Origin of the sequence: Streptomyces bullii (assembly GCF_042657145.1) — a bacterium.
In the GTDB taxonomy this organism is placed as follows: Bacteria; Actinomycetota; Actinomycetes; order Streptomycetales; family Streptomycetaceae; genus Streptomyces; species Streptomyces bullii.
On the sequence record NZ_JBHSNY010000012.1, the window covers coordinates 96,139 to 121,651 of the forward strand.

Annotated in this window: 17 protein-coding genes and 2 pseudogenes; 16 read left to right on the forward strand and 3 right to left on the reverse strand. The window is 70.9% G+C overall.

The window, feature by feature from the left end:
• Positions 1-2 precede the first annotated feature (2 nt).
• Genes ACFPZJ_RS31125 through nuoN form a run of 13 tightly spaced genes read left to right on the forward strand, consistent with a single transcriptional unit; the run spans position 3 to position 15,709 of the window.
• A complete protein-coding gene (locus tag ACFPZJ_RS31125; protein ID WP_009310345.1) occupies positions 3-557 on the forward strand; it encodes a NuoB/complex I 20 kDa subunit family protein in 555 nt (184 codons plus the stop codon).
• Positions 554-1,294 (forward strand): NADH-quinone oxidoreductase subunit C, encoded by a 741-nt coding sequence (locus ACFPZJ_RS31130; protein ID WP_381028606.1) that lies wholly within the window; start codon positions 554-556, stop codon positions 1,292-1,294. The genes ACFPZJ_RS31125 and ACFPZJ_RS31130 overlap by 4 nt, the downstream gene beginning before the upstream one ends.
• Positions 1,291-2,643, forward strand: coding sequence for an NADH-quinone oxidoreductase subunit D (locus ACFPZJ_RS31135; protein WP_381028608.1), 1,353 nt, complete (start codon positions 1,291-1,293; stop codon positions 2,641-2,643). The genes ACFPZJ_RS31130 and ACFPZJ_RS31135 overlap by 4 nt, the downstream gene beginning before the upstream one ends.
• On the forward strand, positions 2,640-3,500 hold the full coding sequence (gene nuoE, locus ACFPZJ_RS31140; protein ID WP_381028611.1) for an NADH-quinone oxidoreductase subunit NuoE: 861 nt from the start codon (positions 2,640-2,642) through the stop codon (positions 3,498-3,500). Before ACFPZJ_RS31135 ends, nuoE begins: the two co-directional genes overlap by 4 nt.
• A complete protein-coding gene (nuoF, locus tag ACFPZJ_RS31145) occupies positions 3,500-4,846 on the forward strand; it encodes an NADH-quinone oxidoreductase subunit NuoF (protein ID WP_381028612.1) in 1,347 nt (448 codons plus the stop codon). The genes nuoE and nuoF overlap by 1 nt, the downstream gene beginning before the upstream one ends.
• The gene (locus tag ACFPZJ_RS31150) at positions 4,843-7,347 is read left to right on the forward strand and encodes an NADH-quinone oxidoreductase subunit G (protein ID WP_381028614.1); all 2,505 of its coding nucleotides are present in this window, start codon (positions 4,843-4,845) and stop codon (positions 7,345-7,347) included. Before nuoF ends, ACFPZJ_RS31150 begins: the two co-directional genes overlap by 4 nt.
• Positions 7,344-8,720 carry an NADH-quinone oxidoreductase subunit NuoH gene (gene nuoH / locus ACFPZJ_RS31155; RefSeq protein ID WP_381028616.1) on the forward strand — a complete coding sequence of 459 codons (1,377 nt, stop codon included), beginning with the start codon at positions 7,344-7,346 and terminating at the stop codon, positions 8,718-8,720. Before ACFPZJ_RS31150 ends, nuoH begins: the two co-directional genes overlap by 4 nt.
• On the forward strand, positions 8,713-9,363 hold the full coding sequence (gene nuoI, locus ACFPZJ_RS31160; protein ID WP_381028618.1) for an NADH-quinone oxidoreductase subunit NuoI: 651 nt from the start codon (positions 8,713-8,715) through the stop codon (positions 9,361-9,363). The genes nuoH and nuoI overlap by 8 nt, the downstream gene beginning before the upstream one ends.
• Positions 9,360-10,202, forward strand: coding sequence for an NADH-quinone oxidoreductase subunit J (locus ACFPZJ_RS31165; RefSeq protein WP_381028620.1), 843 nt, complete (start codon positions 9,360-9,362; stop codon positions 10,200-10,202). Before nuoI ends, ACFPZJ_RS31165 begins: the two co-directional genes overlap by 4 nt.
• Positions 10,199-10,498, forward strand: a complete 300-nt coding sequence (nuoK, locus tag ACFPZJ_RS31170; RefSeq protein WP_004927567.1) for an NADH-quinone oxidoreductase subunit NuoK — start codon at positions 10,199-10,201, stop codon at positions 10,496-10,498. Before ACFPZJ_RS31165 ends, nuoK begins: the two co-directional genes overlap by 4 nt.
• Before the next feature lie 14 nt (positions 10,499-10,512).
• Complete coding sequence (nuoL, locus tag ACFPZJ_RS31175) at positions 10,513-12,486, forward strand: NADH-quinone oxidoreductase subunit L (protein WP_381028622.1); 1,974 nt, start codon at positions 10,513-10,515, stop codon at positions 12,484-12,486.
• 5 nt (positions 12,487-12,491) lie between these two features.
• On the forward strand, positions 12,492-14,063 hold the full coding sequence (locus tag ACFPZJ_RS31180; RefSeq protein WP_381028625.1) for an NADH-quinone oxidoreductase subunit M: 1,572 nt from the start codon (positions 12,492-12,494) through the stop codon (positions 14,061-14,063).
• Positions 14,060-15,709 carry an NADH-quinone oxidoreductase subunit NuoN gene (gene nuoN / locus ACFPZJ_RS31185; protein WP_381028627.1) on the forward strand — a complete coding sequence of 550 codons (1,650 nt, stop codon included), beginning with the start codon at positions 14,060-14,062 and terminating at the stop codon, positions 15,707-15,709. Before ACFPZJ_RS31180 ends, nuoN begins: the two co-directional genes overlap by 4 nt.
• 72 nt (positions 15,710-15,781) lie before the next feature.
• Here the strand turns inward: nuoN and ACFPZJ_RS31190 are convergent.
• Positions 15,782-16,385 (reverse strand): annotated as a pseudogene (locus ACFPZJ_RS31190) (Uma2 family endonuclease).
• A gap of 200 nt (positions 16,386-16,585) precedes the next feature.
• Between ACFPZJ_RS31190 and recQ the strand changes: the two are divergent.
• Positions 16,586-18,601 (forward strand): annotated as a pseudogene (gene recQ / locus ACFPZJ_RS31195) (DNA helicase RecQ).
• Between the two features lie 175 nt (positions 18,602-18,776).
• Here recQ and ACFPZJ_RS31200 read toward each other — a convergent pair.
• Both ACFPZJ_RS31200 and fahA read right to left on the reverse strand, forming a co-directional pair.
• Positions 18,777-19,715 carry a M56 family metallopeptidase gene (locus tag ACFPZJ_RS31200; protein ID WP_381028629.1) on the reverse strand — a complete coding sequence of 313 codons (939 nt, stop codon included), beginning with the start codon at positions 19,713-19,715 and terminating at the stop codon, positions 18,777-18,779.
• Between the two features lie 439 nt (positions 19,716-20,154).
• The gene (fahA, locus tag ACFPZJ_RS31205) at positions 20,155-21,369 is read right to left on the reverse strand and encodes a fumarylacetoacetase (RefSeq protein ID WP_381028631.1); all 1,215 of its coding nucleotides are present in this window, start codon (positions 21,367-21,369) and stop codon (positions 20,155-20,157) included.
• A gap of 334 nt (positions 21,370-21,703) precedes the next feature.
• Between fahA and ACFPZJ_RS31210 the strand changes: the two genes are divergently transcribed.
• A complete protein-coding gene (locus ACFPZJ_RS31210; RefSeq protein WP_381028634.1) occupies positions 21,704-22,960 on the forward strand; it encodes a DegT/DnrJ/EryC1/StrS family aminotransferase in 1,257 nt (418 codons plus the stop codon).
• Positions 22,953-25,508 (forward strand): lipopolysaccharide biosynthesis protein, encoded by a 2,556-nt coding sequence (locus ACFPZJ_RS31215; RefSeq protein WP_381028637.1) that lies wholly within the window; start codon positions 22,953-22,955, stop codon positions 25,506-25,508. The genes ACFPZJ_RS31210 and ACFPZJ_RS31215 overlap by 8 nt, the downstream gene beginning before the upstream one ends.
• Positions 25,509-25,513 lie beyond the last annotated feature (5 nt).

The window sequence follows — 25,513 nt, forward strand, 5'->3', positions numbered from 1 at the left end:
TCATGGGACTCGAAGAAAAGCTGCCGAGCGGTTTCCTGCTGACCACCGTCGAGCAGGCCGCGGGCTGGGTGCGCAAGGCGTCGGTCTTCCCCGCCACGTTCGGCCTCGCCTGCTGCGCCATCGAGATGATGACCACCGGCGCCGGCCGCTACGACCTGGCGCGCTTCGGCATGGAGGTCTTCCGCGGCTCGCCGCGCCAGGCCGACCTGATGATCGTCGCCGGCCGGGTCAGCCAGAAGATGGCGCCGGTGCTGCGGCAGGTCTACGACCAGATGCCGAACCCCAAGTGGGTGATCTCCATGGGGGTCTGCGCCTCCTCGGGCGGCATGTTCAACAACTACGCCATCGTCCAGGGCGTCGACCACATCGTGCCGGTCGACATCTACCTCCCCGGCTGCCCGCCACGGCCCGAGATGCTGATGGACGCCATCCTCAAGCTCCACCAGAAGATCCAGAACTCCAAGCTCGGCGTGAACGCCGAGGAGGCGGCCCGTGAGGCGGAGGAGGCGGCGCTGAAGGCCCTGCCCACCATCGAGATGAAGGGGCTGCTGCGGTGAGCGACGCGAACCACCACGGGGTCAACCCCGAGAAGGACCTCAGCGCCTCCAATCTCCCCGGCCAGCGCGGCCAGGGCGGCGAGGAGATCCGCGTCCAGCGCGGCATGTTCGGCGCGAACAACGGCGGCGACACCTCCGGCTACGGCGGCCTGGTCCGCTCGGTCCGGCTCCCGGGACCGGCGAGCCGTCCCTACGGCGGCTGGTTCGACGAGGTCGCCGACGAACTCGAGGGCGCGCTGGAGGAGCAGGGCCTGCTCCCCGACAACGCCATCGAGAAGACGGTCGTCGACCGCGACGAGATCACCTTCCACATCGAACGCGAGCACCTGGTCCGCGTCGCCCGCACCCTGCGCGACGACCCGGCCCTGCGCTTCGAGCTGTGCACCGGCGTCAGCGGCGTCCACTACCCGAACGACAAGGGCCGCGAGCTGCACGCCGTCTACCACCTGCGCTCGATCACCCACAACCGGCTGATCCGCCTGGACGTCAGCTGCCCCGACAGCGACCCGCACATCCCGTCGCTGTTCTCCGTGTATCCGACGAACGACTGGCACGAGCGCGAGACGTACGACTTCTTCGGCATCGTCTTCGACGGTCACCCGGCCCTGACGCGGATCATGATGCCGGACGACTGGCAGGGCCATCCGCAGCGCAAGGACTACCCCCTCGGCGGCATTCCCGTCGAGTACAAGGGCGCCCAGATCCCGGCTCCGGACCAGCGGAGGTCGTACTCATGAGCACGTCGCACGCGTCCGCATCCGACGCCGCCGCCTCGGCCGCTTCGGCACGCGAGACCACCGAGGGCACCGTCTACACGGTCACCGGCGGGGACTGGGACGAGGTCGTCCAGTCCGCGGCCCGCGCCGACGACGAACGCATCGTCGTCAACATGGGCCCGCAGCACCCCTCCACGCACGGTGTGCTCCGCCTGATCCTGGAGATCGAGGGCGAGACGGTCACCGAGGCCCGCTGCGGCATCGGCTACCTGCACACCGGCATCGAGAAGAACCTCGAGTACCGGACGTGGACCCAGGGCACCACGTTCGTGACGCGCATGGACTACCTGACGCCGTTCTTCAACGAGACGGCGTACTGCCTGGGCGTCGAGAAGCTCCTCGGCATCGAGGACGACATCCCGGACCGGGCGTCGATCATCCGGGTGCTGCTGATGGAGCTGAACCGGCTGTCATCGCACCTGGTGTGCATCGCCACCGGCGGCATGGAGCTCGGCGCCACGACGATCATGATCTACGGATTCCGTGATCGTGAACTCATTCTCGACATCTACGAGCTGATCACCGGCCTGCGGATGAACCACGCGTACATCCGCCCCGGCGGACTTGCCCAGGACCTGCCGCCCGGCGCGGTGGACCAGATCCGCGAGTTCGTGAAGAAGATGAAGAAGAACCTCCCGGAGTACGACAAGCTCGCCACCGGGAACCCCATCTTCAAGGCGCGCATGCAGGACATCGGCTACCTCGACCTGGCCGGCTGCATGGCCCTCGGCGCGACGGGCCCGATCCTGCGCTCTACGGGCCTGCCGCACGACCTGCGCAAGGCCCAGCCGTACTGCGGCTACGAGACGTACGACTTCGACGTCCCGACCGCCGACACCTGCGACGCCTACGGCCGCTTCCTGATCCGTCTGGAGGAGATGCGCCAGTCGCTCAGGATCATCGAGCAGTGCCTGGACCGGCTCCAGCCCGGCCCCGTCATGGTCGCCGACAAGAAGATCGCCTGGCCCGCCCAGCTCGCCCTGGGACCGGACGGCCTCGGCAACTCCCTCGACCACATCAAGAAGATCATGGGCACCTCCATGGAGGCCCTGATCCACCACTTCAAGCTGGTCACCGAGGGCTTCCGCGTCCCGCCGGGACAGGCGTACGCGGCGGTCGAGTCGCCCAAGGGCGAACTAGGGGTGCACGTCGTCTCCGACGGCGGCACCCGCCCCTACCGGGTCCACTTCCGCGACCCGTCCTTCACCAACCTGCAGGCCATGGCGGCGATGTGCGAGGGCGGCCAGGTCGCCGACGTCATCGTCGCCGTGGCGTCCATCGACCCCGTGATGGGAGGCGTCGACCGGTGACCACCTCTTCTTCCGAGCGGGGCGTCAGCCTGGGCATGCCCGAACTGCCCGCGCCCGCCTACCCGGACGACGTCCGGGCCCGTCTGGAGACGGACGCGCGCCAGATCATCGCCCGCTACCCGGACTCCCGGTCCGCCCTCCTGCCCCTGCTGCACCTCGTGCAGTCGGAGGAGGGGCACGTCACGCGCACCGGGATGCGGTTCTGCGCGGACGTGCTCGGCCTGACCACGGCCGAGGTCACCGCGGTCGCGACCTTCTACACCATGTACCGGCGCAGGCCGAGCGGTGACTACCAGGTCGGGGTCTGCACCAACACCTTGTGCGCGGTGATGGGCGGCGACGCGATCTTCGAGGAGCTCCAGGAGCACCTCGGCGTCGGCAACGGCGAGACGACCGACGACGGCAAGGTCACCCTGGAGCACATCGAGTGCAACGCGGCCTGCGACTTCGCCCCGGTCGTGATGGTCAACTGGGAGTTCTTCGACAACCAGACCCCGGCCAGTGCCAAGCGCCTCGTCGACGACCTGCGCGCGGGACGGCCGGTCACGCCCACGCGCGGGGCGCCGCTGTGCACCTTCAAGGAGACCGCCCGGATCCTGGCGGGCTTCCCCGACGAGCGCGAGGGCGCCGTCGAGGCGGGAGGAAGCGCGGGACCCGCTTCCCTGGTGGGCCTGAAGCTGGCCAAGGGGGAGGCCGCTCCCGCGCGCGTGGTGCACCCGCGCGGGGAAGCGCCTCGGGACGAGCCGCCGCACGACCCGTCACCGACGGAGCACCTGAGCTCGCACGACGCGCCGCAGGACACATCGGCATCCGATCCTGCCCACCCGGCCGGACCTGTCGCCGAGGAGGGGGAGTGATGACCTTGGCACCCGAACTGAAGGACATGAGCCCCGAGAAGCTGCTCGCACCCGTGCTGTCGTCCTTCTGGGACGAGGACAGGTCCTGGACGCTGGACGTGTACCGAAGGCACGACGGGTACGAGGGGCTGCGCAAGGCGCTCGCCATGTCGCCGGACGACGTGATCGCGTACGTCAAGGACTCCGGCCTGCGCGGGCGCGGCGGCGCGGGCTTCCCCACGGGAATGAAGTGGCAGTTCATCCCCCAGGGAGATGGAAAGCCGCACTATCTGGTTGTCAACGCCGACGAGTCGGAGCCCGGGACGTGCAAGGACATCCCGCTCCTCTTCGCGAACCCGCACAGCCTCATCGAGGGCATCGTCATCGCGTGCTACGCCATCAGGTCGTCGCACGCCTTCATCTATCTGCGCGGGGAAGTCGTCCCCGTGCTGCGGCGGTTGCACTCGGCCGTCGCCGAGGCGTACGCGGCGGGCTTCCTCGGCAAGGACGTCCTCGGCAGCGGACTCGACCTCGACGTCACCGTGCACGCGGGCGCGGGCGCGTACATCTGCGGTGAGGAGACCGCGCTGCTGGACTCGCTCGAAGGCCGCCGGGGTCAACCGCGGCTCCGTCCCCCCTTCCCTGCTGTCGCGGGCCTCTACGCGTGCCCGACTGTGGTGAACAACGTCGAATCGATCGCGTCGGTTCCCGCGATCATGAACCGGGGCAAGGACTGGTTCCGGTCGATGGGCAGCGAGAAGTCCCCGGGCTTCACGCTGTACTCGCTGTCCGGCCACGTCGCCAACCCCGGCCAGTACGAGGCGCCGCTCGGGATCACCCTCCGCCAGCTCCTCGAGATGAGCGGCGGCATGCGGCCCGGGCACCGCCTGAAGTTCTGGACGCCGGGCGGCTCCTCGACCCCGATGTTCACCGACGAGCACCTCGACGTCCCTCTTGATTACGAAGGAGTGGGCGCCGCGGGTTCCATGCTCGGCACGAAAGCTCTGCAGTGCTTCGACGAGACGACCTGCGTGGTGCGGGCCGTCACCCGCTGGACCGAGTTCTACGCCCACGAGTCCTGCGGCAAGTGCACGCCCTGCCGCGAAGGGACCTACTGGCTCGTGCAGCTGCTGCGCGACATCGAGGCCGGCAAGGGACAGATGTCCGACCTCGACAAGCTGAACGACATCGCCGACAACATCAACGGCAAGTCCTTCTGCGCCCTCGGCGACGGTGCCGCCTCGCCGATCTTCTCCTCGCTCAAGTACTTCCGCGAGGAGTACGAGCAGCACATCACGGGCCGGGGCTGCCCCTTCGACCCGGCCAAGTCGACGGCCTGGGCCGACCGCACGGAGGTGAACGCATGACCGTGACCACCAGCGCTCCCTCGGGCGGGGGAGAGGCGGCGGTCCCGAGGGAAGACCTCGTGACGCTGACGATCGACGGCATCGAGATCAGCGTGCCCAAGGGCACCCTGGTCATCCGGGCCGCCGAGCAGCTCGGCATCGAGATCCCCCGGTTCTGCGACCACCCCCTCCTCGACCCGGCCGGCGCGTGCCGCCAGTGCATCGTCGAGGTCGAGGGGCAGCGCAAGCCCATGGCGTCCTGCACCATCACCTGCACCGACGGGATGGTGGTCAAGACCCACCTCACCTCGCCGGTCGCCGAGAAGGCCCAGAAGGGTGTGATGGAGCTCCTGCTCATCAACCACCCGCTGGACTGCCCGGTCTGCGACAAGGGCGGCGAGTGCCCTCTGCAGAACCAGGCGATGTCGCACGGCGACGCCGAGTCCCGCTTCGACGGCAGGAAGCGCACCTACGAGAAGCCCGTCCCCATCTCCACGCAGGTGCTGCTGGACCGGGAGCGGTGCGTGCTGTGCGCCCGCTGCACCCGGTTCTCCAACCAGATCGCCGGCGACCCGATGATCGAGCTGGTCGAGCGGGGCGCGCTCCAGCAGGTCGGCACCGGTGAGGGCGACCCCTTCGAGTCGTACTTCTCCGGCAACACCATCCAGATCTGCCCGGTCGGCGCGCTGACCTCGGCGGCGTACCGATTCCGCTCCCGCCCCTTCGACCTCGTCTCCTCGCCGTCCGTCTGCGAGCACTGCTCCGGCGGCTGCGCCACGCGCACCGACCACCGGCGCGGCAAGGTCATGCGGCGCCTCGCGAGCTACGACCCCGAGGTCAACGAGGAGTGGATCTGCGACAAGGGACGGTTCGCGTTCCGGTACGCGCAGCTGCGGGACCGGCTCACCACGCCGCTCGTGCGCAACGCCGAGGGCGAGCTGGAGCCGGCCTCCTGGCCGGAGGCCCTGCAGATCGCGGCCCAGGGGCTCCTCGCCTCCCGGGGCCGCACCGGAGTGCTGACCGGTGGCCGGCTCACCGTCGAGGACGCCTACGCCTACAGCAAGTTCGCGCGCGTGGCGCTCGACACCAACGACATCGACTTCCGCGCGCGCGTGCACAGCGGTGAGGAGGCCGACTTCCTCGCCGCGCAGATCGCGGGCCGGGGCCGTGACCTCGACGGTACGGGCGTCACGTACACCTCCCTGGAGAAGGCGCCGGCCGTCCTGCTGGCCGGCTTCGAGGCCGAGGAGGAGGCGCCCGGGGTCTTCCTGAGGCTGCGCAAGGCCTGGCGCAAGCACGGGCAGAAGGTGTTCGCCCTGGCCACGCACGCCACGCGCGGTCTTCACAAGGCCGGCGGAACGCTGCTGCCGGCCGCTCCCGGCACCGAGACCGAGTGGCTGGACGCGCTCGCGAGCGGTGTCGGCCTGGAGGGTGACGGTGCCAGGGCCGCGGAGGGGCTGCGCACCGAGGGCGCCGTGATCGTGGTCGGTGAGCGGCTGGCCGCGGTGGAGGGCGGTCTCACCGCCGCCGTACGCGCCGCCTCCGCGACCGGTGCCCGGCTGGCGTGGATCCCGCGCCGGGCCGGGGAGCGCGGTGCCGTCGAGGCCGGCGCGCTGCCGTCGCTGCTGCCGGGCGGACGCCCGGCGACCGACCCGCGCGCCCGGGAGGAGGTCGCCACCGTCTGGGGCGTCGCCGACCTCCCGCACCGCTACGGCCGGGACACCGGCCAGATCGTCGAGGCCGCCGCGGCCGGCGAACTCCAGGCGCTGCTGGTGGCGGGCGTGGAGGTCGCCGACCTGCCCGACCCGGCACGCGCGCGTGAGGCCCTCGACGAGGTGGGCTTCCTGGTGTCGCTGGAGCTGCGGCCCAGTGAGATCACCGAGAAGGCCGACGTCGTCCTGCCCGTCGCCACGGTCGCCGAGAAGGCCGGCACCTTCCTCAACTGGGAAGGCCGGATCCGCTTCTTCGAGGCCGCGCTCAAGCCCGACCAGATGACCCGCCCGGTGGCGCCCACCGACGGACGCGTGCTGCAGATGCTCGCCGACGCCATGGACGTCCACCTGGGACTGCCGGACCTGCGCACCACGCGCGCGGAGATCGACCGGCTCGGCGCCTGGGACGGCCCGCGCGCCACCGAACCCCTGGAGACCGCGAGCGCGCTGCCGCGCCCGGCCGCCGGAGAGGCCGTGCTCGCCGGGCACCGCCTGCTCCTCGACCAGGGCGTCCTCCAGGAGGGCGACGAGGCGCTCGCAGGCACCCGGCACGCCGCGTACGCGCGCGTGTCGGCCGCCACGGCCGCCGAGGCGGGGGTTGACGACGGCGACCTCATCGCGGTGACAGCGAGCACCGGAACGGTGGAACTCCCGCTCCGCATCACCGAGATGCCGGACCGGGTGGTGTGGCTGCCGCTGAACTCCACCGGCGGGGGCGTCGCCTCCGACACCGGCGCGCGTCCCGGCTCCCTCGTCCGCATCGGCCCGGCGACGCTCGTCGGCGAGGCCCCCAAGGAGGTGGAGGCATGAGCCCGTACCTCGCCGCAGAAGACCTCTCCGTGTTCGGCCACGACCCGTGGTGGCTGGTCGTCATCAAGGCGGTGTTCTGCTTCGCCTTCCTGATGGTGACCGTGCTGATCTCCATCGTCATGGAGCGCAAGGTCGTCGCCTGGATGCAGCTGCGCATCGGCCCCAACCGGCACGGCCCCTGGGGCATGCTCCAGTCGCTCGCCGACGGCATCAAGCTGATGCTCAAGGAGGACGTCGTCGTCAAGCGCGCGGACAAGGTGGTGTACGTCCTCGCGCCGATCGTCGCGGCCATCCCGGCCTTCATGGCGATCGCGGTGATCCCCTTCGGCCCGGCCGGCAACGAGATCTCGATCTTCGGCCAGCGCACCACGATGCAGCTCACCGACCTGCCGATCGCGATGCTCTACATCCTCGCGGTGGCCTCGGTCGGCATCTACGGCATCGTGCTGGCCGGCTGGAGCTCCGGATCGACGTATCCCCTGCTCGGCGGTCTGCGGTCGTGCGCGCAGATGATCTCGTACGAGATCGCCATGGGCGCCGCCTTCGCCTCCGTGTTCCTGTACTCGGGGTCGATGTCGACGTCGGCGATCGTCGAGGCGCAGAGCGACCGCTGGTACATCGTCCTGCTGCCGCTGTCCTTCCTGATCTACATCGTGACGATGGTCGGCGAGGTCAACCGGGCCCCCTTCGACATGCCGGAGTCCGAGGGCGACCTGGTCGGCGGCTTCAACACGGAGTACTCGTCGATCAAGTTCGCGATGTTCATGCTCGCCGAGTACGTCAACATGGTCACCGTCTCGGCCGTCGCCACCACGCTGTTCCTCGGCGGCTGGCGCGCCCCGTGGCCGGTCAGCACCTTCTGGGAGGGCGCCAACCACGGCTGGTGGCCGCTGCTCTGGTTCACCGTGAAGGTGCAGCTGCTGCTGTTCTTCTTCGTCTGGATCCGCGGCACTCTCCCGAGGGTCCGCTACGACCAGCTGATGAAGCTCGGCTGGAAGGTGCTCATCCCGGTCTCGCTGGTGTGGCTGATGCTCGTCGCCAGCGTGCGCGCCCTGCGCAACGAGGGCTACGACTTCACCGACATCGCCCTCTACATCGGCGGCGGCGTCCTCGCCCTGCTCCTGCTCTCCTTCGTCGCGGACATGTTCCGCGAGAGGACGAGGACGGCCGAGAAGGCCGCCGAGGCGCCGGCCGCCTTCGACCCGATGGCGGGCGGATTCCCCGTACCGCCGCTGCCCGGACAGGAGATGCCGCCCGTGCCGCGGCGCCGCCCCCGCCGTGAGCGGGAGCTGATTGTCAGTGGTGGGCCCGATACTCAGAGTGACGGACCTGTGGGCGGACCTACGGATGGAAAGGAGGCGTCCGATGGCTGAGGAGCCCCAGGAGGCCGGGCAGTCGAAGCCTGGCTTCCAGAACCCCGTGGCCGGCTTCGGCGTGACCTTCAAGGCCATGTTCAAGAAGCGGCTCACCGAGCAGTACCCAGAGCAGCACAAGACCACGGCTCCGCGCTTCCACGGACGGCACCAGCTCAACCGCCATCCGGACGGCCTGGAGAAGTGCGTCGGCTGTGAACTGTGCGCCTGGGCCTGCCCGGCCGACGCGATCTACGTCGAGGGCGCGGACAACACGGAGGAGGAGCGCTACTCGCCGGGCGAGCGGTACGGCCGCGTCTACCAGATCAACTACGCCCGCTGCATCCTGTGCGGCCTGTGCATCGAGGCGTGCCCCACGCGCGCGCTGACGATGACCAACGAGTTCGAGCTGGCCGACTCCAGCCGCGCCAACCTCATCTACACCAAGGAGCAGTTGCTCGCCGGTCTGGAGGAGGGCATGGTCGAGCCTCCCCACGCCATGTACCCGGGCACGGACGAACAGGACTACTACCGGGGCCTGGTGACCGAGGCCGCGCCCGGCACGGAACGGCAGGTCGCCCACTCCGAGGGCGAGGTCGTCCAGGAGGCCGACTCCACCTTCGGAGGGACCGAGCCGGCGTCGGAGAAGGTGATCGGCCGATGACCACGCCACTCGCCGCCTACACCACCTCCACCGGAGAGGCGGTCCAGTTCTGGATCCTCGGCACCATTGCCGTGATCGGCGCCCTGTGCACCGTCTTCATGAAGAGGGCCGTGCACAGCGCGCTCTGCCTGGCCGGGACCATGATCGTCCTCGCGGTGTTCTACCTCGCCAACGGTGCCTATTTCCTGGGCGTCGTCCAGATCATCGTCTACACCGGCGCGATCATGATGCTGTTCCTGTTCGTGGTGATGCTCGTCGGTGTCACCGCGGCGGACTCCCTGAAGGAGACCATCAAGGGGCAGCGCTGGCTGGCCCTGCTGTGCGGGCTCGGCTTCGGCGTCCTGCTGATCGCGGGCATCGGCAACGCCGCCCTCACGGAGTTCAACGGCATCGGCCAGGCCAACGCGAACGGCAACGTGGAGGGCATCGCGGCCCTGCTGTTCACCAAGTACGTCTTCGCGTTCGAGATCACCGGTGCCCTGCTCATCACGGCCGCCGTCGGTGCCATGGTGCTCACCCACCGGGAGCGCACGGAGCGCACCAGGACACAGCGCGAGATGGCCGAACAGCGCATCCGGGAGGGCACGTACATCCCGCCGCTGCCCGCGCCCGGCGTGTACGCCCGGCACAACGCGGTGGACATCGCCGGTCTGCTGCCGGACGGCACCCCGTCCGAGCTCACCGTCAGCAAGACGCTGCGCGAGCGCGGCCAGATCCGTGACGTGTCGCAGGAGGCGCTCAACGACCTGCGGGCCCTGGAGCAGCGGGCCGAGGAGCGCCTGGAGCGCAAGGCCATCGAGCCGGCGACCTTCAAGCGGCCCGAGGAGGCGTCGAAGTGAACCCGGTCAACTACCTCTATCTCGCGGCCCTGTTGTTCACGATCGGCGCCACCGGCGTGCTGATCAGGCGCAACGCGATTGTCGTGTTCATGTGCGTCGAGCTCATGCTCAACGCCTGCAACCTCGCGTTCGTCGCCTTCTCCCGGATGCACGGCAACCTCGACGGCCAGATCATCGCGTTCTTCACGATGGTCGTCGCCGCCGCGGAGGTCGTGGTCGGGCTCGCGATCATCGTGTCCCTGTTCCGTTCCCGCCACTCGGCCTCGGTCGACGACGCCAGCCTGATGAAGCTGTGAGGGGTCGCTGAACCGTGACTAACGCAGAGAACCTGATTGCGCTGCTGGTGGCGGCGCCCCTGCTCGGAGCGGCGGTCCTGCTGTGCGGCGGCCGCAGACTGGACGCCGTCGGCCACTGGATCGGCACGCTGCTCGCGGGCGTGTCCTTCGTGCTCGGCCTCGTCCTGTTCACCGACATGCTCGGCGCGGACGCCGCCGACCGCACCCTGACGCAGCACCTGTTCAGCTGGGTCCCGGTCGAGGGCTTCCAGGCCGACGTGGCCTTCCGCCTCGACCAGCTGTCGATGACGTTCGTGCTGCTGATCACGGGCGTCGGCTCGCTGATCCACCTGTACTCGGTCGGGTACATGGAGCACGACGAGCGGCGCCGCCGCTTCTTCGGCTACCTGAACCTGTTCCTCGCGGCGATGCTGCTGCTCGTCCTCGCCGACAACTACCTGCTGCTGTACGTCGGCTGGGAGGGCGTCGGTCTAGCCTCCTACCTGCTGATCGGCTTCTGGCAGCACAAGCCCAGCGCCGCGACGGCCGCGAAGAAGGCCTTCCTGGTCAACCGCGTCGGCGACATGGGCCTGTCGATCGCGATCATGCTGATGTTCCTCTGGTTCGGCACCTTCGCCTTCGGGCCGGTCCTCGGCACCCACGAGGAGGCCGGACTCGCCGGCGCGGCCGGCGAGGACAAGCTCACCGCGATCGCCCTGATGCTGCTGCTCGCCGCCTGCGGCAAGTCCGCCCAGGTGCCGCTGCAGTCCTGGCTCGGGGACGCGATGGAGGGCCCGACCCCGGTCTCCGCCCTCATCCACGCGGCCACCATGGTGACCGCCGGCGTCTACCTGATCGTCCGCTCCGCCGCCGTCTTCAACGGGGCGCCGGACGCGCAACTGGTCGTCACCATCGTCGGCGCGGTCACGCTCCTGTTCGGTGCGATCGTGGGTTGCGCGAAGGACGACATCAAGAAGGCGCTGGCCGGTTCGACCATGTCGCAGATCGGCTACATGGTGCTGGCCGCGGGCCTCGGCCCCATCGGCTACGTATTCGCGATCATGCACCTGGTGACGCACGGCTTCTTCAAGGCCGGGCTGTTCCTCGGCGCCGGTTCGGTCATGCACGGCATGAACGACGAGGTGGACATGAGGAGGTACGGCGGCCTGAGGAAGTACATGCCGATCACCTTCGTGACCTTCGGCCTCGGCTACCTCGCCATCATCGGCTTCCCGGGCCTGTCCGGCTTCTTCTCCAAGGACAAGATCATCGAGGCGGCGTTCGCCAAGGGCGGCACCGAGGGCTGGATCCTCGGCGGCTGCGCCCTGCTCGGCGCGGCCATCACCGCGTACTACATGACGCGCGTGATGCTGATGACGTTCTTCGGCGAGGAGCGCTGGCGCCACGCCCCGACGCCGTCCCCGGCCGAGCCCAGCGTGGAGCCGGCGGCCGAGACGCGCGGCGAGTACGCCGAGCCGCACCCGCACGAGTCGCCCAAGGTCATGACGCTCCCGATGATCGTGCTGGCGGTGGGATCGGTGGCGGGCGGCGCGTTCTTCAGCATCGGTGACCGCTTCCTGCACTGGCTGGAGCCGATCACCGGGCACGACCACGGCCACGCCCCGATCAGCGCCCTGACGGTCACGCTGTCCACGGTGGCCGTGATGGTCCTCGGCGTCGCCCTCGCCTGGGCGCAGTACGGGCGCCGCCCGGTGCCGGCGGTCGCCCCGCGCGGGTCGCTGCTCACCCGGGCCGCCCGCCGCGACCTGCTGCAGGACGACTTCAACCACGTCGTCCTGGTACGCGGCGGTGAGCACCTGACGCGCTCCCTGGTGTACGTCGACCACACCCTGGTCGACGGGGTCGTCAACGGCACGGCGGCCTCGGTCGGCGGCCTGTCCGGGCGGATGCGCAGGCTGCAGAACGGCTTCGCCCGCTCCTACGCGGTCTCGATGTTCGGCGGCGCGGCGATCCTCGTCGCCGCGACCCTGCTGATGAGGGCGGTCTGATACCGATGTCCTTTCCCCTGCTGACAGCGACGGCGGTCCTCCCGGCCGTCGGGGCGATCGCCACGGCCGCCGTACCGGCCGCGAAGCGCACCGTCGCCAAGTGGCTGGCGCTGCTCTTCTCGCTGGCCACGCTCGCGCTGGCCATCACGGTACTGGTCCGCTTCGACCCGGGCGGCGACCGCTACCAGCTCACCGAGTCCCACGCCTGGATCAAGGACTTCGGGGTCCGGTACGAGCTGGGCGTGGACGGCATCGCGGTGGCGCTGATCGCGCTCACGGCGGTCCTGATCCCGTTCATCATCCTCGCGGGGTGGCACGACGCCGACCCGCTGGAGACCGGCAGCAAGCGGTGGCGGCCCACTCAGGGCTTCTTCGCCCTGATCCTGGCCGTCGAGGCGATGGTGATCCTCTCCTTCGAGGCCACCGACGTCTTCCTCTTCTACATCTTCTTCGAAGCCATGCTGATCCCGATGTACTTCCTCATCGGCGGCTTCGGGGACCGTGCCCACGAGCACGGCGAGCAGGCGGCCTCCACGCAACGGTCGTACGCGGCGGTGAAGTTCCTGCTCTACAACCTGGTCGGCGGTCTGATCATGCTGGCCGCGGTGATCGGCCTGTACGTGGTCGCCGGGAACTTCAGCCTCCAGGAGATCGCCGAGGCCCGCGCCAACGGCTCGCTCGACATGGCGACCAGCACGGAACGCTGGCTGTTCCTCGGCTTCTTCTTCGCCTTCGCGGTGAAGGCGCCGCTGTGGCCGCTGCACACCTGGCTGCCCAACGCCATGCAGGAGTCGACCGCCCCGGTCGCCGTGCTCATCACGGCGGTCGTCGACAAGGTGGGCACCTTCGCGATGCTCCGCTTCTGTCTCCAGCTGTTCCCGGAGGCGAGCACGTGGGCGACGCCGGCCATCCTCGTCCTCGCCCTGATCAGCATCATCTACGGGGCGCTGCTCGCCGTCGGCCAGCGCGACATCAAGCGCCTGATCGCCTACGCGTCGATCTCGCACTTCGGCTTCATCATCATGGGCATCTTCGCGATGACCAGCCAGGGCCAGTCGGGCGCGACGCTCTACATGGTCAACCACGGCATCTCGACCGCCGCGCTGATGCTGGTGGCCGGCTTCCTGATCTCCCGGCGCGGCTCGCGGCTCATCGCCGACTACGGCGGGGTGCAGAAGGTCGCACCAGTGCTCGCCGGCACGTTCCTGATCGGCGGCCTGGCGACCCTGTCGCTGCCGGGACTGGCGCCGTTCGTCAGTGAGTTCCTGGTCCTGGTCGGCACGTTCACGCGCTACCCGGTGATCGGCATCATCGCCACCTTCGGCATCGTCCTCGCCGCGCTCTACACCCTCGTCCTCTACCAGCGGACGATGACGGGCCCGGTGAAGCCCGAGGTGGCCGCGATGCCGGACCTGCGTGTGCGCGAGCTCGTGGTCGTCGCCCCGCTGGTCGCGCTCCTGATCTTCCTGGGCGTCTACCCGAAGCCCGTCACGGACATCGTCAACCCGGCGGTGAAGCAGACCATGTCCGACGTTCAGAAGAAGGACCCCCAGCCCGAGGTGGAGGCGGCCAAGTGAGCGCATCAGTCGTCCACAGCCTGTGGACAACCGCGGCCGATCCGATCTCGAAGATCGACGCACCGAAGTTCGAGTACGGGCAGATGTCGCCCACCCTGATCGTCGTCGGCGCGGCGATCGTCGGGGTGCTGGTCGAGGCGCTCGTGCCGCGCAAGTCCCGTTACTACGTCCAGATGTTCGTGTCCGTCGTCGCACTGGCCGCCGCCTTCGCCGCGGTCGTCGCGCTCGCGGCCGACGGGTACGGCACGACCAAGGCGCGCATCGCGGCGATGGGCGCGATCGCCGTCGACGGACCGGCGCTCTTCCTGCAGGGCACGATCCTGCTGGCGGGCCTGGTCGGCCTGTTCACCTTCGCCGAGCGGCGGCTGGACCCGCTGGTGCACGGCAACCGCGTCGACTCCTTCGCCGCGCAGGCCGCGTCCGTACCGGGCAGCGACAGCGAGAAGGCGGCCGTGAAGGCCGGGTTCACCACCACCGAGGTGTTCCCGCTGCTGCTCTTCGCGGTCGCCGGAATGCTGATCTTCCCGGCGGCCAACGACCTGCTGACGCTGTTCGTGGCGCTGGAGGTCTTCTCGCTCCCGCTGTACCTGATGTGCGCGCTGGCCCGCCGCAAGCGGCTGATGTCGCAGGAGGCGGCGGTCAAGTACTTCCTGCTCGGCGCGTTCGCCTCGGCGTTCACGCTGTTCGGCATCGCGCTGCTGTACGGCTACGCGGGCTCGATGTCGTACGCCACGATCGCACAGGTCGTCGACGGCACCGTCCAGGACGTCACCCCGGCGCTCGCCGCCACCATGGGCAACGACGCGCTGCTGCTGGTCGGCGCGGGGCTGCTGGTCATGGGCCTGCTGTTCAAGGTGGGTGCCGTGCCGTTCCACATGTGGACCCCGGACGTGTACCAGGGTGCCCCGACGCCGGTGACCGGCTTCATGGCGGCCGCGACCAAGGTGGCGGCGTTCGGCGCGCTGCTGCGGATCCTGTACGTCGTGCTCCCCGGTCTGCGCTGGGACTGGCGGCCGGTCATGTGGGGCGTCGCGATCGTCACCATGCTGGGCGGTGCGATCGTCGCGATCACGCAGACCGACATCAAGCGGCTGCTGGCGTACTCGTCGATCGCGCACGCGGGCTTCATCCTCGCGGGTGTCATCGCGACCACGCCGGACGGTGTGTCGTCGGTCCTGTTCTACCTGGCCGCGTACTCGTTCGTGACGATCGGCGCCTTCGCCGTGGTCACGCTGGTGCGGGACGCGGGCGGCGAGGCGACCCACCTGTCCAAGTGGGCCGGGCTGGGGCGCAGGTCCCCGCTGGTGGCGGCCGTGTTCGCGGTGTTCCTGCTGGCCTTCGCGGGCATCCCGCTGACCTCCGGCTTCGCCGGGAAGTTCGCCGTGTTCAAGGCGGCGGCGGAGGGCGGGGCGGCCCCGCTGGTCGTGATCGGCGTGATCTCGTCGGCCATCGCGGCGTTCTTCTACATCCGTGTGATCGTCCTGATGTTCTTCAGCGAGCCGAAGCCCGAGGGACCGACGGTGGCGGTGCCGTCGCCGCTGACCATGACGGCGATCGGGGTCGGCGTTGCGGTCACGCTGGTGCTGGGTGTGGCGCCGCAGTACTTCCTGGATCTGGCGGGTCAGGCGGGGGTGTTCGTGCGCTGACGCGGCGCTTTCCCGTGCGGAGCGGCCCGGCACCCCCTGGTGGGGTGCCGGGCCGCTCCGTCGCTGGGGGGATTACTCGCCGCTGCCGCGGCGCGGTTTGATCCCGGTGAGATCCAGGTCCACGGGGAACGGTGCGCTCACCTTCATCCGCTCGCGGAAGATGCCCACGCTGACGTAGGCGCCGGTGGTGGGTTCCAGCTCGAAGGCGTGCACGGCGGCGAGGCCCTTCTCGTTCTCCACGCGCCAGTAGTGGGGGATGCCGGCCCAGGCGTACTTCAGCGGCTTGGTCTCGCGGTCCCGGGACACCGAGTCCGCCGAGACGACCTCGATGGTCAGCACCACCGCCGCAGCGGGATACCGGGTCTGCTCCGGGTCCTCCACCACATCCCCGCGCACCACGATCACAACCGGCTCGGGCCGGTTCTGGCGGTCGATGTCGATGGTGAACTCACGGATGACCTCGAACTCCGCCGGGGCCAGGGACTGGAGCTGCCAGTGGAAGAAGGTCGACAGCGCGTGAGTGGAAGAGAGTCTGCGGACTGACGAAGACGAGGCTCCCGTCGATCAGTTCCGTGTGCGGAGGCAGGTTCGGAAGCCGGTCCAGATCGTCGGCGGTCCAGCCGCCCTCCGGCGGGATCGGCCAGGTGGGCGGGGACGCCTTCGATGCGCCGCCCATCAGTGCTCCCATGGGACGGAGTCTCGCCGGTGCGTTCAGACTATCCGCCGGAAACGGACAGGTCTCCCGGGAACGTGTGAACGGTGATCGTGTCCTTGACGCAGGCGGTACGGATGGCCTGTGGACAACTCGGGGCGCTGTCGGCGCCGCCCCCTATCGTGGACGCAGTGGTCGAGGGACGACGTACGGGGGACACGACGATGGGTGGGACGGGCGGTATCGCCGAGATGGCAGTGACGCAGAGCGAGGCGCTGGCCACGCTGCACCGGGTCTTCGGATACGAGGCCTTCCGGGGTGAGTAGGAGGCCGTCGTCGAGCACGTGGTGGCCGGTGGCGATGCCGTCGTGCTCATGCCCACCGGCGCCGGCAAGTCGCTGTGCTACCAGATCCCGGCCCTGGTCAGACCGGGCACGGGCGTCGTCGTCTCGCCCCTCATCGCGCTGATGCAGGACCAGGTGGACGCCCTGCGGGCGCTCGGCGTGCGGGCCGGGTTCGTGAACTCCACGCAGGACTTCGACGAGCGGCGGACGGTCGAGGCCGAGTTCCTGGCCGGGGAGCTGGACCTGCTGTATCTGGCGCCGGAGCGGCTCCGGCTCGACTCCACGCTCGACCTGCTCGCGCGTGGGAAGATCTCCGTCTTCGCCATCGACGAGGCGCACTGCGTCTCGCAATGGGGGCACGACTTCCGGCCCGACTACCTCACACTGTCGCTGCTGGGTGAGCGCTGGCCGGACGTGCCGAGGATCGCGCTCACGGCGACGGCCACCCGGGCCACGCACCGGGAGATCACCGAGCGGCTGAACATGCCGAGTGCCCGGCACTTCGTGGCGAGCTTCGACCGGCCCAACATCCAGTACCGGATCGTTCCGAAGGCGGACCCGAAGAAGCAGCTGCTCACCTTCCTGCGCGAGGAGCACCCGGGCGACGCGGGCATCGTGTACTGCCTCTCGCGCAACTCCGTCGAGAAGACGGCCGAGTTCCTCACCCGCAACGGCATCGAGGCGGTGCCGTACCACGCGGGCCTGGACGCGGGCACCCGCGCGGCGCACCAGTCGCGTTTCCTCCGGGAGGACGGCCTGGTGGTCGTCGCGACGATCGCCTTCGGCATGGGCATCGACAAGCCGGACGTCAGGTTCGTCGCCCATCTCGACCTGCCGAAGTCGGTCGAGGGCTACTACCAGGAGACGGGACGGGCGGGCCGGGACGGACTGCCGTCGACGGCATGGATGGCGTACGGGCTCAACGACGTCATACAGCAGCGCAAGCTGATCCAGTCCGGCGAGGGGGACGAGGCCTTCCGGCGGCGCGCCCAGGCACACCTGGACGCGATGCTCGCCCTGTGCGAGACGGCCCAGTGCCGCCGAGGCCAGCTCCTCGCCTACTTCGGCCAGGACCCCGACGCGGCGGGCTGCGGCAACTGCGACACCTGCCTGACCCCGCCGGAGACCTGGGACGGCACGATCGCGGCGCAGAAGGTGCTGTCGACGGTGGTGCGGCTGCAGCGGGAGCGGGGCCAGAAGTTCGGCGCGGTGCAGATCGTGGACATCCTGCTGGGCAGGCGCACGGCCAAGGTGATCCAGTTCGACCACGACCAGCTGTCCGTGTTCGGCATCGGCGAGGAGCTGACCGAGGGCGAATGGCGGGGCGTCATCCGGCAGTTGCTCGCCCAGGGACTCCTCGCGGTCGAGGGGGAGTACGGCACGCTGGTGCTGACGCAGGCCAGCGGAGCGGTGCTGCGGCGGGAGCGGGAGGTGCCGCTGCGCAAGGAGCCGAAGAAGCCGGTGACCTCGCGGTCGGCGTCCTCGGGCTCCGGTTCGGCGGGCTCCGGGCGGGGCGAGCGCAAGCCGAAGTCCGCCGCCGCCGAGCTGCCCGACGAGCTGCTCCCCGCGTTCGAGGCGCTGCGGGCCTGGCGCGCGGAGCAGGCCCGCGAGCAGGGCGTCCCGGCGTACGTCATCTTCCACGACGCCACGCTCCGGGAGATCGTCGCGGTGTGGCCCACGTCGGTGGCGCAGCTCGGCGGTGTCAGCGGCGTGGGCGAGAAGAAGCTGGCGACGTACGGGGAAGGGGTGCTCGGGGTGCTGGCGTCCCTGGGCGCATCGCCCGGCGAAGGCGCACCGCCGTCGAGCGCTGTGGCCCCGTCGAGCGCTGTGACCGCGTCGAGTGACGTGGCGCCGGAGGAGGACTGGGGCGAACCCGAGCCGGACGACTGGACGTAGGCCCGGAGGGAGGGCCTGACGGTCAGGGCCCGGCTCTGTCGGCCGTGGGCAGGGCGCCCTGGCGGACAGGCACGGGTGTCCAACTCCGGCGGCCGGTCAGGATGCGCTGACGGTCGGGGACGGGTGCCCGGCTCCGGCGGCCGGGCAGGACGGCTGGCCGGGGCACGAGACCCGGCTAGGACAGGGCCCTCAGCCCCGGTGCGAACGCGATCAGCAGCGGGACCAGGGGGACCAGCGCGGCCACCGTCGTCGTCAGGGCGCGGTGTCTGCGGCCCAGTCGTGGCGGGGGTTCCAGGAGCCGGTCGACCCGCTCGCCCAGCAGGCGGTGGCTGGAGGCGCAGGACAGGACGCCGCGGTGCTGGTTGAGCTCGATCAGGGCCAGCGCCGTGGTGAGGTGGCCGCAGCGGCGGGAGGCCGTGTCGTCGGCGGCCAGTTCGACCAGCCGGTGGGTCTGGTCGCAGAAGTGGGCGAACAGAGGGATGCGGGGGAAGCCGGTGGCCAGTGCGGTGGACAGGTGCAGCAGCCAGTCGTGTCGGGCGCGGGCGTGACCGCGCTCGTGGGTGAGGACGGCGTCGATCTGGTGGTCGGTGAGGCGCTGCAGGGCGCCGGTGGTGACGATCAGCTGGGGCGGGTTGCCCGGCATCCACCAGGCGTCCGGGTACTCGTCCTCCAGGACCAGGAGAGGGCCGCGGGCGGCGGGCAGGCCGACGGGGAGGTCGGGCGCGCGTTCCCTCAGGTGGGCGCGGGCCTGGGCGCGGCGTCGGCGGGCCTCGACCAGCTCACGGGCGAGCATCGCCGTCGTCCAGGCGGCACCGCAGGCCAGCAGGACGGTGAGCGCGGTCGCCCAGACCGGGGCCGACGAGAGGTCGTACGCCTCCGTCACCGCCGGCGGAGCCGGGGCGAACAGCTGGGCGCGGACGGTGCCGAAGACGGCGGCGGCGCCGAGGGCGAGGGCCGTCAGGCAGCACAGCAGGACGGTGGCGACCAGGCACTGCCACACCCAGAGTGCGACCACCGGTTCCCGTTCGGGCCACGCGGCCCGCGTCAGCGCACGCGGAATGGGGACGGCGGCCGTCACGGCGACAACGCTCAGCAGGAGCAGGCAGACGATCATCCACGGGCTCCGGATCCTGGTCGGAAGAAGGGCGGCTTCGGGTCGTGCGGTGCTGGGCGGCGGCCGTGCGCATCGGGCGACCGCGACGAGCGCGATCGGTGTGCCGGGCGCGAAGGTGCGCACCTCGCGGGAGTGCGTGACGCGCGCATGCACACCGCCCGACGCCAAGTATGACGGCGACGGGCGGTGCGAGTCAGGAGTCGGCGCACATCTCATGGACGCGGGAGCGGCTTTCGGCCCGACTCCGGCTGGATGCTCCGCCCGCCGGCCGCTCCCTCTGCGTGGCGTCCTTCACCCGGGCCGGCATCCGCCTCCGTCTCCTGGCGTCCTTCACCCGCCAGCTGCCGGACAGGCTCGGCCCGTCCCCCAGGAGACCTCCGCCCGTCAGCCGCCTCCTCCGCCGACGCCCGCCATCACCGCCCGGCTTCAGGCCCCGGCCTCACCCCGCCGGTACCACCCGTCCCGTCACCTGGCCCAGGCCCACCCGGAGGCCCGACGGGCCGGGGGCCCAGGCCGACAGGGTGACCACGTCGCCGTCCTCCAGGAACGTCCGCTTGCCGTCGGGCAGTTCGAGCGGGTCGCGGCCGTTCCAGGTCAGTTCCAGCAGGGAGCCGCGCTGGGACGGCTCGGGGCCGCTCACCGTGCCGGAGCCGTACAGGTCGCCGGTGCGCAGGGAGGCGCCGTTGACGGTCATGTGGGCAAGTTGCTGGGCGGCCGTCCAGTACATGGTGGAGAAGGGCGGCTCGGAGACCAGATGGCCGTTGATCTCCACGGAGATCCGCAGGTCGTAGCCGCCCCGCTCCTCCTCCGCGTCGTCCAGATACGGAAGTAGCGGGTGGGTCCGCTCCGGCGGTGCGACCCGGGCCTCCTCCAGGGCGTCCAGCGGGGTGATCCACGCAGACACCGACGTGGCGAAGGACTTGCCGAGGAACGGGCCGAGCGGGACGTACTCCCAGGCCTGGATGTCGCGCGCGGACCAGTCGTTGAGGAGGCAGAGGCCGAAGACGTGCTCCCGGAAGTCGCCCAGCGGCACCGGTGTGCCGAGCGGCGACGGCACTCCGACCACGAAACCGACCTCGGCCTCGATGTCCAGCCGGACGGACGGCCCGAAGACGGGCGCGGCGTCGGCGGGAGCCTTGCGCTGCCCTGCCGGGCGAACGACGTCCGTGCCGGAGACCACGACTGTGCCCGAGCGGCCGTGGTAGCCGATCGGCAGGTGCTTCCAGTTGGGGGTCAGTGAGTCGGCCGCGTCGGGGCGGAAGATCTGGCCGACGTTCCGGGCGTGGTTCTCGGAGGCGTAGAAGTCGACGTAGTCCGCCACCTCGAAGGGGAGGTGCAGGGTGACCGAGGACAGGGGGTGGAACAGCGGCCCGACGGTCTCCCGGTGCGACGGCACGGTCACCCACGCCGTCAGTGCCCGTCGGACGTCCGACCAGGCCGTGCGGCCGGCGGCCAGGAGCGGGTTCAGGGTGGGCCGCGCGAGGAGGGAGGCGTACGGGGAGCCGAGCGCGTGGGCCGCCGCGCCGGCGTCGAGGACGTGGTCGCCCAGCCGGACGCCCACCCTCCGCTCCGGTGAGCCGGGGAGGGAGAACACGCCGTACGGCAGGTTGTGCGGGCCGAAGGGGTCGCCCTCGGGGACATCGAAGGGGGGCATCGGGTGCTGCCTCGCTTTCGTGTGCGCCATGTGCTCCACGGGTCCGTGGGTGGGCCACACGTTACGTGGGCCACGCCCGTCCTGGGCAGAGCCGGAGGGGTCGGCGGGGCAGGGCGGGAGGGTTGGCGGGGCGGAGCGGGAGGAGTCGGCTGGGCCGAACCGAGGACGTGGCGGTGCGGGCAGTCGGCACGCGGGGCACCGCTTGCGCTCACGCACCGGAAGTTATCCACAGAACGGCACGCAATCTTGACGGAGCGGTGCGAACGGGGCGACTCTGGGCGGGTGCCGGAAGGCCTCGGGGAGGGGGCCCTTCCATGGCACACCAGGGGGACGGATGGCCAGTGGAGGGGCCGGCCGTGGCTCGGCGCGCCCGGGCTCGCAGCCGAAACGGCTGGAAGAGACCATGCGCGGCCGACTCAGCGGCCGGGAATGCCTGTATGTACCGTCGTGCCGGTTCGGGTTGTTCGTGGCGTTGCGCCACTGGTGCCCGCCCGGTGGCCGGGTGCTCATGTCGCCGGTCAACGACGACGTCATCTTCTTCGTCGTGCTCGCGGCCGGACTGAGGCCCGTGCAGGCGCCGTTGCATCCGCTCGACGCGTCCATCGACATCGATGCCGTGCCGGGCGAGGTGTGGAGCTCGCTGTCGGCCGTCCTGACCACGAACTTGTACGGGAACCCCGACCCGGCTCCCGAACTGCGGAAGAAATGCGACGAATTGGGGATTCCGCTGTTCGAGGACGGGGCGCACGCCGTCGGCAGCGAGGTGGGCGGCCGGCCGGTCGGGGCGTGGGGTGACGCCGCCGTCTTCAGCCTCTCCAAGCACGTCGGCGCCAAGGCCGGGGGCTTTCTCGCCCTCGCCGACCCGGGCCTGCGGGAGGCGGTGGGCCGGACCTGCGCGGAGCTGCTCCTTCCGCGCCGGGCATCGGCCGAACTCGCCTACGTGGTACGGCCGTACGCGGAGGGCGCCGTGCGGGGCCTCGGTCTGAGGGGTGCCGCCTGGGCCGCGATGCGGCGGCTGGGTCTGACGGAGCGCGAGGAGATCCGGATGCCGTTGCGCCCGCAGGAACTGGCCCGCGCGGGTCGGTCGGCACCGGGGCTCGACGCGCACGACCCGTGGGTCCGGGTCGACATGCACGACTACCGCCTGGCGCCCGGCCGGACGCGGCTGCGGCGCATCGGGCGCAAGCTGGAGCGGCTGGACGACGTGCTGGACGCCTGCCGGGCGGGGACGGACCTGCTGCTGTCCACGAAGTGGGCGAAACCGACCGGGGGTGCGCAGCCGCTGTTCCGGGTGCCGCTGTTCGTGGCGGACCGGGATGCGGCGATCGCGGCACTCGCACGGCGGGGCATCGTCGTCGGATACCTCTACGACCCGCCCCTGGACGACTACGCGGGCACGGACTTCACCGACCCGTCGCCCGCGCCCGAGGCGGCCCGCTGGTTCGCTCGGCACGCGCTGCCCGTCGATCCGCTGCGGGCCCGGGACGTCGTCGAGGTCCTGGAGCGGTCCGGGGCACAGCCGGTCGAGGCGCCGGGGGGACGGGCCCCGCGGGATCCGACCACGGGAGGGCTGGGGCCGACCCGTGGCTGAGGTCCAGGTGCACGAGCACGCCGAGGAGCGCGCCGCCGGCGGGCCGACGCCCGCCGACGGCGCGCCCGGCTCCGACTCCCTGTTCAAGAACGCCTATTTCCTGATGCTCAGCACCGGCGTCTCCGCCGTGCTCGGCCTCGGGTTCTGGTTGGTGGCCGCGCGCTACTACTCGGAGGACGCCGTCGGGCAGGGCTCCGCCGCGATCGCCGCGATGCGGCTGCTCGCCAGCATCACGGCCACGACGATGATCGGGGCCGTGGTCCGCTTCGTCCCCCGCGCGGGCCGGCAGACGGCGCGGCTGGTGTGGGGCACGTACGCGGCCAGTTCGCTGGTCGTCGCCCTGGCCGCCTTCGTCTTCCTGCTCACGCTCGACCAGTGGGGAGCGTCGTACGCGCCGCTCGGCACACCCGCCGCGGGCGCGGTGTTCGTCGCCGCGTGCGTGGCCTGGGCGCTGCTCACCCTCCAGGACGGGGTGCTCACCGGGCTGCGCAAGGCCGAGTGGGTGCCGGCCGGGAACGCGGTGTTCTCCGTCGGGAAGCTCGTCCTGCTCGTCGTCCTGGCCGGCGCGCTGCCCGTGCTCGGCATCTTCGTGTCCTGGGCCGTGGCGATCGCCTTCTCCACCCTGCCGCTGGGCTGGCTGATCTTCCGCAGGCTCATCCCGCGGCAGGCCGCCGCCGACCGTCATGTGCAGCCGCCCAAGGTCCGGGACATGGGCCGCTTCCTGGCCGGGGACTCGCTCGGCGCGCTGTTCAGCCTGGCGATGATCAACCTGCTGCCGGTGATGGTCGCGGTCCGCTTCAGCGCCGCCGAGAACGGCTACTTCTACGTGGCGTACACCGTCGGCGGCACGATGGAGTTCATGGCCATCAACATGGCCTCCTCCCTCACCGCGCACGCCTCGCACGATCCGCGGCAGCTCGCCGAGGGCGTCCGCGGGGCGCTGCGCCGCATGACGCTGCTGCTGGTGCCGGTCGTGCTGGTCCTGGTGCTGTTCGCGCCGCAGATCCTCGCCCCGTTCAGCCCGGACTACGCCGAGCACGGCTCCACGGTGCTGCGACTGCTCGCCCTCGGCGCCCTGCCGAGGGTCGTCGTGGAGCTCTACATCGGGGTGCTCCGCGTCCAGGGCCGCACCGGGGTGCTCGCCGCGCTCCAGGGCGCGATGTGCACGCTGGTGCTGGGCAGCGCGGCCGTGCTGTTCACCCCGGCTGGGATCGCGGGCGCGGGGTGGGCGGTGCTGCTCAGCATGTCGCTGGTCGCCGCCGTCTCCGTCGTCGGGCTGCGCTCGGCGCTGCGCCGCAGCGACCTGCCCGCGGACCGGCCCCCGGCCACGGCCTCCTACGGCACCCGCTGGGCCCGGCTGAACGCCACCGCCGGGTACGGCACGAGTGGGGCCCGTCGGGCGGCGTACGAGGAGAAGGACGCCGACGAGGACACGGTCACCCTGTTCATCGGCCGTCCCGGATACGAACGCGAGGCGCTGCAGGCGGACACGCTGGCACTGATCGTCCGGCCGCACCAGCCGGAGGCGCCGCTTCGGGACGGCGTGCCTGAGTCGGACGCGCCGTTGCGGGACGGCGTGCCTGAGTCGGACGCGCCGTTGCGGGACGGCGTGCCTGAGTCGGACGCGCCGTTGCGGGACGGCGTGCCTGAGTCGGACGCGCCGCTTCGGGAGGCCGTGCCTGAGTCGGAGGCGCCGTACCCGGATGCCGAGCAGGACCGGCGGGACGCCGAGCAGGACCGGGACGACGAGTCGGAGCCGGGCGCAGCACGCCCTTCGGGTGCGGTTCGACAGCAGGGCGGGTATCGGGAAGCCGACCGGCAGACGGGGACGTCCACCGTCCCGGACACCGTGGCGCCGTCACCGCCGTCCGGCACCCGCGCGGCCGCCCTGTCGTCCCTACCCAACGACGACACCGGCGAGCGGCGTCTCAGAGGTGCCCTATGGGCCCTGCTGGGACTGGCCACCGTGCTCTTCTGGGTGCCACTGCGCGACCTGCCCTGGCTCGGCGGCGCACCCGAAGCCGTGCTGACAGGTCGGCAGCTCCTGGAAGGGCTACCGATCACCACCCTCGCCGCAGGCGGGCTGCTGCTCGTCGTGTTCGTGGCCTCGGTGACGCTGTGCGCCCGGCAGGAGCCGTGGCTGCCCGGGGCCGCGCTGGCCGCCGCGCTGCTCGCCCTGTACGCCGCTCCCGTGGCGGTCGGCTGGGAACCACGGCCGGTCGACGGGGCGTTGTACGCCGAGACGGCCGCCTTCCTCGCCGACGTCATGGGACTCGACGGACCCGGACCGATGCTGGGATGGGTGCCGCTGGTCTGCCTGCCGCTGTGCCTCATACCTCTGGGTTCGCTGCTCGCGACGGTGCTCGCGACCACGGGCGGACGGCAGGTCTGGCCGGTGCGCTGGGGCGTTCTGTATCTCACCGCGGTGGGCTGCTGGGTGTGGCGGGAGGAGCTCGCGCCCCTCGCGCCGCCCCTGCTCGTCGTCCTGGTCATGCTCGCCCTGGTCCTGCCGTTGCGCCGCACCGGGGACGGGGCGCCGGCACGGTAGGCGAC

Coding starts and splice junctions, on each gene's coding strand:
- ACFPZJ_RS31210 (WP_381028634.1), top strand. CDS start 21,704: ATGGCCAGTGGAGGGGCCGGCCGTGGCTCGGCGCGCCCGGGCTCGCAG.
- nuoF (WP_381028612.1), top strand. CDS start 3,500: ATGACCTTGGCACCCGAACTGAAGGACATGAGCCCCGAGAAGCTGCTC.
- ACFPZJ_RS31125 (WP_009310345.1), top strand. CDS start 3: ATGGGACTCGAAGAAAAGCTGCCGAGCGGTTTCCTGCTGACCACCGTC.
- ACFPZJ_RS31180 (WP_381028625.1), top strand. CDS start 12,492: ATGTCCTTTCCCCTGCTGACAGCGACGGCGGTCCTCCCGGCCGTCGGG.
- ACFPZJ_RS31200 (WP_381028629.1), bottom strand. CDS start 19,715: ATGATCGTCTGCCTGCTCCTGCTGAGCGTTGTCGCCGTGACGGCCGCC.
- ACFPZJ_RS31165 (WP_381028620.1), top strand. CDS start 9,360: ATGACCACGCCACTCGCCGCCTACACCACCTCCACCGGAGAGGCGGTC.
- ACFPZJ_RS31135 (WP_381028608.1), top strand. CDS start 1,291: ATGAGCACGTCGCACGCGTCCGCATCCGACGCCGCCGCCTCGGCCGCT.
- ACFPZJ_RS31150 (WP_381028614.1), top strand. CDS start 4,843: ATGACCGTGACCACCAGCGCTCCCTCGGGCGGGGGAGAGGCGGCGGTC.
- nuoH (WP_381028616.1), top strand. CDS start 7,344: ATGAGCCCGTACCTCGCCGCAGAAGACCTCTCCGTGTTCGGCCACGAC.
- fahA (WP_381028631.1), bottom strand. CDS start 21,369: ATGCCCCCCTTCGATGTCCCCGAGGGCGACCCCTTCGGCCCGCACAAC.
- nuoI (WP_381028618.1), top strand. CDS start 8,713: ATGGCTGAGGAGCCCCAGGAGGCCGGGCAGTCGAAGCCTGGCTTCCAG.